Annotated in this window: 11 protein-coding genes; 2 read left to right on the forward strand and 9 right to left on the reverse strand. The window is 70.2% G+C overall.

Going from position 1 to position 14,027, the window contains the following annotated elements; translation table 11 throughout:
- Nucleotides 1–571 precede the first annotated feature (571 nt).
- Nucleotides 572–856 carry a hypothetical protein gene (locus tag KIH74_RS32705; protein WP_214160296.1) on the reverse strand — a complete coding sequence of 95 codons (285 nt, stop codon included), beginning with the start codon at nucleotides 854–856 and terminating at the stop codon, nucleotides 572–574.
- 595 nt (nucleotides 857–1,451) lie between these two features.
- Entirely contained in the window at nucleotides 1,452–3,017 is a 1,566-nt protein-coding gene (locus KIH74_RS32710; RefSeq protein ID WP_214160297.1) for a methyl-accepting chemotaxis protein, read from the reverse strand.
- Nucleotides 3,018–3,152: 135 nt separating this feature from the next.
- On the opposite strand from KIH74_RS32710, the gene KIH74_RS32715 reads away from it, so the two are divergent.
- A complete protein-coding gene (locus tag KIH74_RS32715; protein ID WP_372492163.1) occupies nucleotides 3,153–4,121 on the forward strand; it encodes a TIGR03557 family F420-dependent LLM class oxidoreductase in 969 nt (322 codons plus the stop codon).
- On the opposite strand, the gene KIH74_RS32720 is transcribed toward KIH74_RS32715, so the two are convergent.
- The 5 genes from KIH74_RS32720 to KIH74_RS32740 form a co-directional block, all read right to left on the reverse strand.
- Nucleotides 4,122–5,204, reverse strand: coding sequence for a carboxylate-amine ligase (locus tag KIH74_RS32720; RefSeq protein ID WP_214160299.1), 1,083 nt, complete (start codon nucleotides 5,202–5,204; stop codon nucleotides 4,122–4,124).
- Between the two features lie 19 nt (nucleotides 5,205–5,223).
- Nucleotides 5,224–5,448 (reverse strand): DUF3072 domain-containing protein, encoded by a 225-nt coding sequence (locus KIH74_RS32725; RefSeq protein WP_214160300.1) that lies wholly within the window; start codon nucleotides 5,446–5,448, stop codon nucleotides 5,224–5,226.
- A 62-nt stretch (nucleotides 5,449–5,510) separates the two neighbouring features.
- On the reverse strand, nucleotides 5,511–6,347 hold the full coding sequence (locus tag KIH74_RS32730; protein WP_214160301.1) for an LmeA family phospholipid-binding protein: 837 nt from the start codon (nucleotides 6,345–6,347) through the stop codon (nucleotides 5,511–5,513).
- 46 nt (nucleotides 6,348–6,393) lie between these two features.
- Nucleotides 6,394–7,830: a sensor histidine kinase gene (locus KIH74_RS39060; RefSeq protein ID WP_214160302.1), complete on the reverse strand. Its 1,437-nt coding sequence runs from the start codon at nucleotides 7,828–7,830 to the stop codon at nucleotides 6,394–6,396.
- The gene (locus KIH74_RS32740; protein WP_214160303.1) at nucleotides 7,827–8,513 is read right to left on the reverse strand and encodes a response regulator transcription factor; all 687 of its coding nucleotides are present in this window, start codon (nucleotides 8,511–8,513) and stop codon (nucleotides 7,827–7,829) included. Before KIH74_RS32740 ends, KIH74_RS39060 begins: the two co-directional genes overlap by 4 nt.
- Nucleotides 8,514–8,650: 137 nt before the next feature.
- Between KIH74_RS32740 and KIH74_RS39065 the strand changes: the two genes are divergently transcribed.
- Entirely contained in the window at nucleotides 8,651–10,972 is a 2,322-nt protein-coding gene (locus KIH74_RS39065; RefSeq protein WP_214160304.1) for a putative bifunctional diguanylate cyclase/phosphodiesterase, read from the forward strand.
- Here KIH74_RS39065 and KIH74_RS32750 read toward each other — a convergent pair.
- Both KIH74_RS32750 and KIH74_RS32755 read right to left on the reverse strand, forming a co-directional pair.
- Nucleotides 10,870–11,532, reverse strand: coding sequence for a DUF5317 domain-containing protein (locus KIH74_RS32750; RefSeq protein WP_214160305.1), 663 nt, complete (start codon nucleotides 11,530–11,532; stop codon nucleotides 10,870–10,872). The two genes, KIH74_RS39065 and KIH74_RS32750, sit on opposite strands and share 103 nt — an antisense overlap.
- Complete coding sequence (locus tag KIH74_RS32755; protein WP_214160306.1) at nucleotides 11,529–13,700, reverse strand: putative bifunctional diguanylate cyclase/phosphodiesterase; 2,172 nt, start codon at nucleotides 13,698–13,700, stop codon at nucleotides 11,529–11,531. The genes KIH74_RS32750 and KIH74_RS32755 overlap by 4 nt, the downstream gene beginning before the upstream one ends.
- Nucleotides 13,701–14,027: the final 327 nt, after the last annotated feature.

The raw sequence follows: 14,027 nt of genomic DNA on the forward strand, positions 1-14,027 counted from the left end.
GAACGCTACTCTCGTGTTGCCACCGGGTCAAATCCGTGTTTCGCGGATATTCACCGGCGTTGTTGCTGCCATCTTCTGGGCTCGCGAATTCGGTGCCGATTCTCCGTATTACTGGAGCCGCGCCACTTCATGTCGCTTGCCGTGAAGTTGGTATTGATGCTTCGGGACCGGCCACTCGGTGTCCGTTGCTCCCGTGCTCAACGAGGCAGAACGTTACGGATCGCAGCCGCGCTCCGTCAAATCGCCGCGCCGTGCCCCGGACAGCCCTCGTTCACCTGGGGTTTCTTGAACATGACGTGCAGGGACGGTCGCTGAGTGTGTTCGGCCTCCCCGTGCCGCCCACGTAACCGCCGCAGCCGGCGTCCTCAGACAAGTCGGGCGTCCTCAAACGAACGGGAACCGCAGGAGGAGGGGAACCCCATTCGCCTGTGCGGCTCCAGCGGGTTACCGCCACCACGACACCACCCACAGAAGCCGCACCAAAGAGAACGAGCTCCTCATCCACGTCGATGAGGAGCTCAGGTGCTTCGAAGGGATCTTTCCTGGTGACGACCCCAGTGAACTGGGCAGATCAGGTGGCCGGCGGCAGCGGCGGGCGGTGCATGGCGATGCCGTGGTGCAGTTGCTCATGGATACGCAGCAGGTGTGCCGCCTCTTCCCGGCTGAACGGGCCACCCGTGAGCTCGCACTGCGAGCACACCATGACCGTGCGTGCGCTGGCCTTCTTCAGCACGCGCTGTGCGAGGGACCGTGCGCGGTCTCCCAGTGGACGACGCGACGGCGCGCCGACCTGCCCGGATGCCTGACCCGGGCCCTTCTCCGAACTGCTGCGAACAGCGAGATCTCTGGAACGCATTAGCCCACCATAACCCTCTCGCGTAGCCGCTGAACATGGCCGAAAACCGTTGTGTAACAACCCTCACGGCTACATCGACCGATGTCGTCACGCTCCGCATTCTTTAGCTCAATATTGGCATATCACCTACTGGCGCAACGGAGAACAGCATAGAGCCACCCGATCGGCACAGCCACAGGTAATAGTTTCTACGTAATTACGCGCAAACTCTGGCGCGCGGGAGCGATCAGGTGTAGGCACAGGCCGCACCGGTCCCACCGATCCGCTGATCGGTCGATCAGTGTGTGAAAATGATTTTGAGACAGGCGATCCCGGCACCCGCCAGGGCGAATCCGATTCCGGTCAGGACGAGACGACTGACACCCGGCGATCCCTGAGATGCTCGACGGGGAGCCCGGTTCCGGCCAGAGCAGCACTGTAGAGGGTGCATGTTCCGGTGCCGCTCAGTGACGTGGACGCCGCCCCGACATCGAGAATCGCTAGCAATTCAGGGATTTCCACGCTCAGGTTCCGCCCCGCGCGTTCACCCGCTCACCGAAGATGTATGCCGCGTATCGGACCGGCCCCGGTTTCCGTCATCCCCGCACCCGCCGGATCAGAACCTGAAACCGGACACCAGCCGCGAGAGTTCGTCGCTCATCCCGGCCAGTTCACGGGCGCTCTGCTCGGCCTTGCCGATCGTCGATCCGGCGGCGTTGGCGGCTGAGGCCACCCCGGAGATGTTGCGGGCGATCTCCCCCGAGCCACCGGCCGCCTCGGCCACACCGGCGTTGATGGTCTGTGTGGTGGCGGTCTGCTCCTCCACGGCCGAGGCGATCGTGGTCTGGAACTCGTTGATCTGCTGGATCACGTCCGCGATCTGGGTGATGGCGGAGGTGGCGCTGTCGGCGTCCTCCTGGATGGTCTCCACCCGGCGGGAGATGTCCTCGGTGGCCCGTGCCGTCTCCTGGGCCAGCTGCTTCACCTCATCCGCCACCACCGCGAACCCCTTCCCCGCATCACCCGCCCGCGCCGCCTCGATCGTCGCGTTCAGCGCCAGCAGATTGGTCTGCTCCGCGATCGAGGTGATCAGCTTGACCACGTCGCCGATCTCGCGGGAGCTGTCGCCCAGCTTGTTCATGGTGCCGGTGGTCGACTCCACCGCAGACACCGCGCCCACCGCCACCCGGGCCGCTTCCTGCGCATTCCTCGCGATCTCCGCGATCGAGACGGTCATCTCCTCACCGCCGGCGGCCACTGCCTGCACGTTGCTGGACACGTCGTCCGCCGTCCGGGACGCCGCCTGGGCCTGGTCGGACGTCTGGGTCACCGACCGGCCCACCTCGCCGGCCACCTCGGTCAGCTCACCCGAGGCCTGCCGGAGCTGGGCCGACGTCGACCCGATCGCCCCGAACACGGTGCGGATCCTGGTGGTGGCACCGTCGAGAGCGGCGGAGATGTCGGCGATCTCGTCGTTCCCCCGGTCTTCGAGGTGCTGGGACAGGTCCCCGGCGGCGACGCCCTTCATCACCTTCACCACCTTGCGCACCCTCAGGGTGATCGCCCGGGAGAGAACCACCGTGGACGCCGCCACCACGACCACCCCGATCACCAGGATCAGCAGGATGACCGCGTTCATCGTGCGGGCCGTGCTCTGGGCGTCCTTCTCCAGTTCCGCCACCGCCGCGTCGAAGGTGTCGGCGGCATTGCCGACCGCCTCGTCGGTGGTGTCGTTGGCGGTCTGGATGTCCTCGTAGTCCTTGCGGGCGGCGGTCTGGTCCTCGATCGCGGCGTCGATGACGTCGCCGATGCCGGTGACGTACTCGTTGAAGGCGTTCTGCATGTTCGCGATCATCTGCCGGTCGTCGTCGTGCAGATCGACGGCGGCGAGCTCGGTGAACAGGTCGGTGACCGTCTGGGTGTCGTCGGCCAGGTCCGTCTTGAGGTCGGCCGGCGTCGGCGAGAGCAGGGCCTTGTAGCCGTCCACCTTCAGCTCGCTGGCCCGGGTGTCGAGCTGGCGGATCAGCTTGGAGGCGGTCAGGTGGTTGCGTTCCTGGTCCTGGAGGTCGCGCACGTGCGAGGACAGGATCAGGGCGGCGAGGTTGCTGATGACGGCGACCGCCAGCCCGATGCCGCCGAGCAGGGCCAGCCTGCGACCGATGGTGAACCTGATTCCGCGCACCACTGTTCCCCCGACGCCGCCGTGCCGGTCCCGTCGGACGAGGGGACCCATCACTCGTTCGGCACAAGCACCGGGTCGCTGAAGCCCCGGCTGAAAATGCGGGCGCCGGAAGCGAATGTCAGGTTGGCAGGCATGGTGAACGTCGGATACACCCTGATGTGCGAGCAGACCGACCCACGCGACCTGGTGCGCCAGGCCGCGGCCGCCGAACAGGCCGGTTTCCCCCTCGCCGTGATCAGTGACCACTTCTTCCCGTGGCTCGACACCCAGGGGCACAGCCCCAACGCCTGGGCCACGCTCGGCGCCGTCACCCAGGTCACCGAGACCCTGGAACTGATGACGTACGTGACCTGCCCGACCGGCCGCTACCACCCGGCGGTGGTCGCCCAGCAGGCGGCGACCGTCGGCCTGCTCAGCAACGGCCGGTTCACCCTCGGCCTGGGATCGGGCGAGAACCTGAACGAGCACATCACCGCCCGGGGCTGGCCGCCGGTGAACATCCGGCACGAGATGCTGGAGGAGGCCGTCGACATCATCGGCGCGCTGTTCGACGGCGGCTACGTCAGCTACTCGGGCAAGCACTTCCGGGTGGACTCGGCCAAGCTCTGGGACCTGCCCGAGCGGCGCGTGCCGATCGGTGTCGCGGTCGGCGGACCGCAGTCGGTGCGGGCGTTCGCGCCGAAGGCCGAGGTGTTCATCTCCACCGACCCGGACGCCGCGCTGACCAGACAGTGGGACGAGCTCAGCAGCGTCCCCGCCCGCAAGGTCGGCCAGCTGCCGATCTCCTGGGACGCCGACCGGGACGCCGCGGTGCAGCGCGCCCACGAGCAGTTCCGCTGGTTCGCCGGGGGCTGGAAGGTGAACTCCGAGCTCCCCTCGACCGCCGGTTTCGACGCCGCCAGTCAGTTCGTGAAACCCGAGGACGTCGCCCAGCAGATTCCCTGCGGCACAGACGTCGAGGCGATCGTGAAGGCCCTAACGCCGTTCGCCGAGGCGGGATTCACCGACGTGGCCCTGATCCAGATCGGCGGGGACCGGCAGAAGTCGTACATCGAGGCGGCGGAGCAGGAGATCCTGCCCGCGATCCGCGAAAAGCTCGGCTGATCAACCGGTCCGGACGGGACGGCCTCGCTCGACGGCGTCATGGACGACGTCGGTGAGCGAGCCCCTCCGGGCGAAGGCGGCCCGCTGGCGTTCCGCTCCGGTGCCGTGCTCCAGCACCTGGTGCAGGGCGTCCTCCACCCGGTCCAGGTCACCGTGCCGGACCAGGGCCGGCCGCACCCGGTCGACCAGCTGCTGCACCCGGGCCCGGGCCGGAATTGCCTGTCCTGTCAGAGGATCCACCAGGTCGGCGGTCAGCCCGTAACGTGACGCCCGCCAGGCGGCGCCACGCAGCAGCTCGGGCCGGGCCTGCGGCCACGGGTCACCCGAACCGGCCACGGCCGCATCCACCAGGGCCCGGCAGAGCGCGGCCACCGGCACCGCGCTACCCGGCTCAGCCCCCACGTCGGCCACCCGGATCTCGATCGTGGGATACCGGGCCGAGAGCCGGGCGTCGAAGTAGACCATGCCGGTGTCGAGGATGACGCCCGCGTCGATCAGCGAGTCGACCATCGCGTGGTATTCGGCCGGGTCGCGGAACGGCGCGGTGGGCCCGGCGGCCGGCCAGCGGTCCTGCACCTGCCGCCGATAGCTGGCGTACCCGGTGTCGACACCGCGCCAGAAGGGCGAATTCGCGCTGATCGCCAGCAGCACCGACAGCCAGGGCTGGATGCCGTTGAGGGCGGCGATTCCCTCCGTCTCCGACGCGATGCCGACGTGCACGTGACAGCCACAGGTCAGCACCTCGGAGGCGGTCGGCCCGTAGCCGGCGATCATCCGCAGGTACCGCTCGTCGGGGAACGGCGTGGGATCGGTGGCGACCGGGCTGGTGGCCAGCGCCGCCACCCGGACACCGTGCCGGGCGGCGAGCCCGGCCAGGCCACGCCGGCGCTGCTCCAGGTCGTCCGCGAGCTCGTCCAGTTCGATCCGGGGGCGCGACCCGGTCTCGGCCTGCTCCTGCTGGAGTTCGTGCTCGATGCCCTCGTGCCCGCCCGCGGTCACCCGTGGACCGGCCGGACTCGGCACGCCCTCCTCGTCGACCAGGAGGAATTCCTCCTCCACCCCGACCGTGCGCCTGGTGCTCATGGCGTCAGTGTGGCGACGATCAGCTCTCCACGCGCGGCGAGCGCTCGCGGTACTCGTCGATCAGTTCCGAAGCCCGCGCTTTGGTCAGGGAGCCGGGCAGTTCCTCGCCGACCTCGCGGGCGAGCGTCTCCAGGTAGCTCAGCTGGGCACCGGTGGCCGGCTCGTCCCCGGTGACCCACTCCTCCGGCGGCTTGCTCGTGCTGGCGGCCACCGACTCGTCGTCAAGACCATTGTTCTGGCTCATGCCCGCAGACCCTAGGTGGCACACCCGCCCGGCGCGCGTCGAGACGGACACCGAAACCCGATTCAGATCCGGCAGTTCCGTCCGGTGGAGGCGTTGTCGCGGATCGTCGAGGGATCGACGGACAGGTCCATCGCCAGGCCTCCCGGACGCACCGCGACCGAACGCAGACTGGTGCCGTCGGGCAGGTCGAGGTCGACGGTGCGCGGGGCCAGGCGGCTCGTGCCGTCGTCGTTCTTCAGCAGGTCGCCGGCGAACAGCGAGACCAGGCCGAGGCCGACCGTGCGGCCGCCGATCACCACCGACTCCGGGGTGACCGTCATCGTGTCGCCGCCCGCCTCCAGCGCCGCCAGCACCTTCACCGGTTCGCCGGCCAGCTCGTCCTTCAGGGTGACGGCGAGCAGGCCGTCCTGTGCGCCGAGCGTGGCCCCGGCCAGTTCGGAGGTGGCGGAACCGGCGATCCCGGCCAGCCCGTCCCACCGCATCAGCACCGAGGCCTGCGCCGATCTCACCGAGGGCGGGTCGTCCAGGCCCAGGCCGCGCAGGGTCACGGTCAGTTGGCCAGGGGGAATGGTGGACGACGAGGAGCCCGCCCGCGCGTCCCGCCCGTCGAGGGACCGCACCGACGTGGTGGACAGCCCGCTGATGGTGACCTGGTCGAGTTCGCCGGTGGCGAGCTCGACCAGCACCGGGGGACCGCCGAGCGAGACATCCGGTGTGAGCTCGCCGTCGCCGGTGGCACACCGCAGCGCCTGCACCACACCGTGTTTCACGTAGCGGGTGAGCGCCACGTCGGCGATCACCGCGAGCACCAGGACGAGGATCAGGAGCCCGGCGGTGACAGTCACCCACCGGCGGCGGAACCAGCGGGTGGCCGGTGCCTGGATCACTTCTCGGTGCACGTCGCCCTCACGCGTCGGATGCGGCGGTCGCTCCCATGGAACACCATCACGGGTGATTCCGGGCTGATCCGTTCCGGTGAGCACGGTCCGGCAGCGCGATGGTGACGGTCGTGCCCTCTCCCACCACGGACGTCACCTCGACCGTTCCGCCGTGCGCCACCACCACCGCCTCGACGATGGCCAGTCCCAGCCCGGATCCGCCCTGCGCCCGGGTACGGCTCTCGTCGGCCCGCCAGAACCGCTCGAACAGCTTCGGCAGCTGATCGGCCGGGATCCCCTCGCCGTGATCGCGCACCGCGATCAGCGCCCGGTCCTGGTGCAGCCGCAGCGAGACCTCGACCGGGGTGCCGGCCGGGGTGTGCTGCACCGCGTTGCCGACCAGGTTGCGCAGCACCCGCCGCAGCCGCTCGGCATCCGCCGGAACCACCAGGGGGCCGGGCGATTCCAGGGTGAAGGTGCGGTCGTCCGCCACCACCCGGGCGTCGTCCAGCACCTCATCGGCCAGCTCGGTCAGGTCCGCGGCGGACAGGTCGAGGGGTACCTGGGCGTCCAGCCGGGCCAGCAGCGAGAGTTCCTCCACCAGCAGGCCCATCCGCCCGACCTCGGCCTCCACCTTCTCCATCGCCGCCTGCACCCCTTCCTCGCCCCGCACCGCGCCCTGGAGGTAGAGGTCGACCCAGCCGCCGATCTTGGTCAGGGGGGTGCGCAGCTCGTGTGAGGCGTCGGCGACGAACGAGCGCAGCCGGTCCTCGGCCCGGGCCCGGGCGGTGAAGGCGTCGCGCACGGCGACCGCGACCTGCTCGGTCTCGGTGCTGCCCCGCATCGGCACGGCGTCCGGCCCCCGTTCGCCCCGGCCCACCGCCTGCACCGCCTCGGCCAGGTCGGTCAGCGGGCGCAGCCCGGCCCGCACGGTGAGCGCCACCAGCACGCAGAGCAGGGTGAGCGCGGCCAGCCCGGTCAGCAGCCCGATCCGGATCAGCCGCGCCACCGTCTTCAGGTCGTCCTCCCGCGACACCGCGAGCACGATCGAGTCGACGTCGACCGCCTCGTCGGCGCCGTCCAGGACGATGCTCAGGCCCTGGGAGGGGACGTCGATCGCGGCGGCGGCCTCGTCGTCGTCCACAAAAACCACCTCACCCGGTGACGCCGACGCCGCCCGGACGAGCCGCCCGGCCGGCACGTCGGGCAGCCCGAGCGCGAAACCGGCCCGGCCGTCGATCACCAGGATCAGCCCGGTGTTGTCCCCGAACAGCAGGTCGAGCTGTCGCTCGTTCACCCGCAGACCGCCCTGGTTGGCCACGTTCAGCCCGATCACCTGCTGGATCCGACCGCGCACAGTGTGGAGCCGGTCGGAGATCCGGCCGTCCAGGTAGGAGCGCAGGCCCCAGGCGGTGACGGCGGCGCTCCCGGCCAGCACCACGGTCATCGCCAGCACCACGGCCGCGAGCAGCCGGCCGCGGATGCTGCCGGGCCGCCACCTCACCCGGAAACCCTTATCGAGTAACCGAATCCGCGCACGGTGTGGATCAGCGGCTCACGGCCGTCGTCCACCTTGCGGCGCAGGTTGCTGACGAAGCGTTCCACCACCCCGGAGTCGCCCCCGAAGTCGTACTGCCAGACGTGCTGGAGGATCTGGGCCTTCGACACCACCCGGCCGGAGTTCAGCAACAGGTAGTGCAGGAGCCGGAACTCGGTGGGCGACAACCGGATCGGCACACCGCCCCGGGTCACGCTGTGCACCTCCTCGTTGAGTTCCAGGTCGGCCACGCGCAGCGTGGCACTCTGCTCGCCCGGCCGGGCCCGGCGCAGCAGCGCCTCCAGCCGGGCCACCACCTCGACCACGCTGAACGGCTTGGTGACGTAGTCGTCCGCCCCCAGCCGCAGACCCCGCACCCGGTCCTCGACCGCGTCTCGGGCGGTCAGGAACAGCACCGGGAGGTCGTCGCCCCGGGACCGCAGCAGTTGCACCAGCTCGAACCCGTCGAGGCCGGGAAGCATCACGTCGAGCACCAGCGCATCCACCCGGCCGCCGGAGATCGCCGTCAGCGCGGCGGGCACACCGGTGACCGCCGAGACCTCGAAACCGGCGAACCCCAGCGCGGAGACCAGCAGCTCACCGATGCCCGGGTCGTCGTCCACCACGAGGATCCGTCCGGCGCCGCTCACCCGGACATCCTCCCATCTGATGATTCCGGCCGAACCCGACCACGGATCGTGTCGGCTGCCTGCACAATGCCGGGAGCCGGACGGGTGGCGGGTGCCGCGTTTCGTCAGCTGCTGGTAACCGTGACCGATGGAGAGCCGTGACGCAGGCCCGGAACATCTCGTGGACCGGGCACGTCCTCCGGCACGCCCCGGTCGCCGGGCTCGTGCTGTCCGCCGCCACCCCGCTGGCGGCGCTGGTGCCGGCCCGGGCCGCGGCCTTCCTCACCCAGTCGGTGAACTGCCTGCTCGCGATCTACCTGGCGACCGTCACGGTGGTGCTGCTGCGCCGCAACCTGCGGCGCGACATCGCCGAGGAGAACGAGATCCAGGTCTGGCGGTACCTGCTGCTGGGTGCGCTGATCCTGGCCGTCGCCGTGCTCGCCGGGCAGAGCGCGGCCCTGCTCGCGCCGGACGTCTACCCGGGCGGCGCCGACCTGGGCTGGATCGTGTTCACCGTCGGCTGCGTCACCGCCGGGCCGTTCTTCTACCAGGGGCTGGTGCGCTGGAAACGGGTGCGCACGGCGCTGGCCGACCCGGCCGATGTGCTCAACGGAGTCGGCGCCTGGATGGTCGTGGTGGCCATCGCCAATCTGCTGCACGAGCCGCACACCGCCGACGGGATGCTCGAGTTCTGGCGGTTCGAGGCGGGTTACGCGCTGATCGCCGCCGGCGTGGTGCTGCTCGGCTCGGTGCTGGTCATCGCCCGGCTGAGCGGGCTCGGCGCCGACGGCCGGGCCTGGCTGGTGGCCGCCGCGATGGCCATGCCGCTGCTGGTGGCGGTGGCCCCGCTCACCCTCGGCGAAGGGCCCCGGTCGTACCGGGCCGCCACCGCGCAGGGCCTGATCCTGGTCGCCGTGGCGCTGATCGGGCTGGCCGCGCAACGCCCGGCCCGGTTCTCCGAGGTACGGCCCGCGATGACCGAGTCCACCACTGCCGGCGCCCTGACCGTGCTGGTGGCCGGCGTGCTGGTGCTGATCCGGCAGGCACTCTCGGCGGAGCCCGACCACCTGGTCACCGGCCTGTCCGGGCTCGCGGTGCTGGGGGCCAGCTTCCGGTTCTTCACCGTCGTGCGCGACCTGGCGGTGCTGGCCCGGGCCCGCGAGGAGGCCCTGACCGACGAGCTCACCGGCGTAGCCAACCGCCGGGCCATGGTGCTGGCCGTCGACCACGCCCTGGCCCAGGGCCGTCCCCTGGCGCTGCTGCTGATCGACCTCGACCGATTCAAGATCATCAATGACCGTTACGGCCACGCCGTCGGTGATCGCCTGCTGCAAGACGTGACTGCCAGCTTCCGGCGGCAGATCCCGGACGACGGCCTGCTCGCCCGGCTCGGCGGCGACGAGTTCGCGGTGCTGCTCACCGGCACCGGCGCGCAGGACGCCGAGCGCACCGCCGATCGTCTGGTCGAGGCCGGTGCCACCTACCGCAGCCTGGACGGGCGTCCCCTGCGGGTCTACGCCAGCGTCGGCGTGGCCCGCAACGACGTGCCCGGCATGCCCGGGGTCGAGCTGCTGCGCCGGGCCGACGTGGCGATGTACCGGGCCAAGTCGTCGGGCGGCGGGGTCGGGCGTTACGACTCGGCCCTCGACGCGGCCGCGCAGGAGGAACTGGACCTGGCCGAGGACCTGCAATGGGTGTGCTCGCAGCCGTCCGTGGTCGCCGAGCAGATCAAGGTGTTCTTCCAGCCCCAGGTGCGTCTGCACGACCAGCGGGTGGTGGGGGCCGAGGCTCTGGCCCGCTGGCAGCACCCGCGGCACGGCCTGCTGGGCCCGTCGCGGTTCATCGACCTGGTCGAGAACCAGGGCCTGATGGGTGTTCTCACCGAGCGGATGCTGCACGAGGCGGCCACCCAGTGGCACCGCTGGCGGGCACAGGGCCGCGAGCTGCGGGTGTCGGTCAACCTCTCGGCCGGTTTCCTGGCCGAGCCCCGGCTGCTGGAGATTCTGGACGACGTGCTGCGACGCGACATCGACCCGGCGCAGTTCGTCATGGAGATCACCGAGACCGGGTTCATGGTGGACCCACAACTGGCCGCCGGCACGATCCGGGCGATGGCCGAGCGCGGCTTCGCGATCAGCATCGACGACTACGGCACCGGCTACTCGTCACTGAGCTACCTGAACGACATCCCGGCCACCGAGCTGAAGATCGACCGCACCTTCACCCAGCGCATCCTGCGCGACGACCGCACCGCGGCGATCGTGGCCGGCACCGGCCAGATCGCGCACCGGCTGAACATGCGCCTGCTGGTGGAGGGTGTGGAGGACGAGGCCACCCTGGCCGAGCTCGGTGAGCTCGGCTGCGACGAGGCCCAGGGCTACCTGTTCTCCCCGCCCCTGTCCACCGACGCGTTCCTGGCCTGGCTGGAGCGGCACGAGACCGCGCTGGACTCCGCGCCCGGCACCGCCGTCCCGGCCTGAGGGCTACTTCGCCAGGAACTCGGCGAGGTGCGTGGCGTGGTTGCCGGCCCGCGTGAGCCCGCCAGCACCAGTACCCCCACACCGATCACGATGAGCACGTCACCCACGCTGAACACGTTGGCGAAGGGGACGCCCGCGGGCACCGCGAGGACGTCACCGAGCCAGAGCAGGTGCGGATCGGGCAGCACCGCCGAGTTCGCGAATCCGCCCGAGCGCTCCAGGCCGGCCGTGCGCGTCGCCCACTCCGACGAGGGCAGGGTGCCGCCGTTCACCAAGATCGCCAGCCCGTTCAGCAGGGCACCCAGCGCGATCAGCCAGATCCCCCGCACCGAACGGTTCAGCCAGAGGAATCCGCCGGCCAGCGCGTAGGTCAGCAGATGCACCGAAACCCCAACCCGGCCAGGGAGTTCCGGAAAGACGGAGAAGACCAGCACCTGCGCCGCCAGCGCCACCACGAGCAGGCCCCAGGCGCGGATCCGGATCTGCCCGAGCCGCAGCAGACTCCCCCCGGTCAACGGCACGAGCAGCACCAGCAACAGGGCGAGAACCCCGACGATCACGCGGGTTTCTCCTGCGGGGAGGAATGCCCCAGGGCACGCACGGACGGCTCGATCCGGGCCAGCGCCTGGGTGGACTGCACCGAGGCGACGTCGTGCAACTGCCCGATCGCGTTCTCCCGGCGGTGGGCGTCCCACTCGACGATCCAGCGGTCGAACTCGCCGGCCGACAGCGGCGCCTGCACGGTGTAGCCCTGAATCACCTCGCAGCCGAGAACTTCCAGATGACGCCAGGTCTCGACGTCTTCCACGCCCTCGGCCACCACCCGCAGCCCGAGGTTGTGACCGAGTTCCACGGTCGACTTCACGATGATCTGGTTGTTGTCGTCGTGGGTCATGCCGATGATGAAGCTGCGGTCGATCTTCAGCTCGTCCACCGACAGCCGCTTGAGGTAGGCCAACGACGAGTAGCCGGTGCCGTAGTCGTCGATCGCGATCTTCACGCCGGACGCGCGCAGCATGGCGAGCACCGCGACCGCCCGGTGCGGGTCGGTCATCACGGTGTTCTCGGTGACCTCCAAAGTGAGCAGCCCCGGCGCCACCCGGTACCGCTCCAGCAGGGCCTCCACCTGCTCGGGCAACCGGACGTCGGCCAGATGACGCACCGACAGGTTCACCGCCACCCCGATCCAGCGTCCCTGGTCCAGCCAGACCCGCACCTGCCGGATCGCCTGTTCCAGCACCACCAGGGTGAGCTGGGTGATCAGCTCGGTGGTTTCGGCCACCGGGATGAACACCTCCGCCCCCAGCAGGCCACGCTCGGGATGTTGCCAGCGCACCAGCGCCTCGGCCCCGACCACCAGGCCGGTGCGCACGTCGCACTTCGGCTGGTAGTACACGGTGAGCTGGTCACCGGCCAGGGCGTCGTGCAGCTGGGTGAGCAGCAGCAGCCGCTCGGTGGTGTTCTCGTCCTTGGTCGGGTCGTAGACGGCCACGCCACCCCCGTTGCCCTTGGCCAGGTACATCGCGATGTCGGCCTTGGCCAGCAGGTCGGCGCTGCTGCGGGCGTGCTGCGGGGCCAGGGCGATGCCGATGCTGGCGCGTACCTCCAGCCGGATCCCGGCCACGCTGACCGGCTCGTCCAGGGTGGCCGTCAGCCGGCCGGCCAGCTCCAGGGCCTGGCCCAGCGGCGGCGGACCGGCCTCCGGCAGCTCGGTGAGCACGGCGAACTCGTCGCCGCCGAGCCGGGCCACGGTCACGTCACCCGGCACCGCCGAGCGCAGCCGGTGCCCGATGTCGCAGATCAGCGCGTCACCGGCCTCGTGGCCGAGGGTGTCGTTGATTTCCTTGAAGTGGTCGAGGTCGATGAACATGACGCCGATCGCGCCGCCCTCGTCCGGCCGGTCCGCCAGCCTCTGGTCGAGCTGGGAGAGGAAGAACGAGCGGTTGGGCAGGTCGGTCAGGCTGTCCCGCCAGGCGTTGTCCCGGTGTTCCAGGGCCAGTTTGGAGATCTCGTTGACCGCCACGACCGGCACCAGCAGCAACGGCGAGAGCCAGAGCGAGAAGTCGGTGACCGCCAGGAAGACCGGGGCCATGGCCACCATCGAGCCGGAGATGGCCAGCTGCTGGCGCACATCAGCCCAGAGCCGGCGCAGGCCCGGCGGCCGGCCCGAGGCCAGGGCGATGACCGTGAGCACCAGCCCCATGTTGACCAGCAGATAGACAAAGGCTGCGAGCAGCGCGGCGGCCACACCAGTGTCTTTGAACGCCCCCGGCACCAGGAAGTCCTGATCGGAGATCAGGCAGTAGGCCCACCGGGCGGCCGCGGCCGACAGCACGTACTGGGCCAGGTTGAACACCGGCCGGGACCAGTGCTTGCCACGTTTCAGGTCGTCGACGACCAGGGGGATGATCTGCGCCAGGATGACCAGGCCGATCGGGGCGACGAAGATCAGCGCGACGGCGAAGGTGGTCGACAGCGTCAGCACGCACGAGATGGCGTCGCGCAGCGCCACTTCCACCTGCACCAGCTCGCCCACGATGACGCCGAGCAGGAGCAGCAGCACCACGCCGCGGTGGATGCCGAACGTCGCCTGCTCGACCAGCACCGCACCGAGGATCCAGACCAGGAGCGGCAGGGCGAGCAGGACGACGACGGTCAGATAGACGCCGAGTGGCGTGACCGGCGGGATCCGACGCCGGAGCGTCATGGTGGACCCGGTGCCGGTCATGCCACCCTTCCTCCCCGGACCGAACCGGATCCGGATCGTTCTCGGGCCGGTCGGGTCAGGTCCGGCCGGCCGTACGAATGGGGAAATGGGAGGCACGACTCCCGGTCAGCGTCGATCGGCGCGGTTCAGCGCACGATCACCACTTGTACGGCGCGCCCACCACCATGGCCAGACTGACGAGAGCCGTCACGACACCGGCGGCCTTCACGTACGCCATTGCCTTCTTCTCGTTCACCGAAGCCTCCTCGTTTCCGACCGGACACCTGCCGCGTGCCGGTGCGCGGGCCGAGAGGACGGGGGTCCACGCCGAGCCACCCGTCGGCTCCT

The sequence above is a fragment of the Kineosporia corallincola genome (assembly GCF_018499875.1).
In the GTDB taxonomy this organism is placed as follows: Bacteria; Actinomycetota; Actinomycetes; order Actinomycetales; family Kineosporiaceae; genus Kineosporia; species Kineosporia corallincola.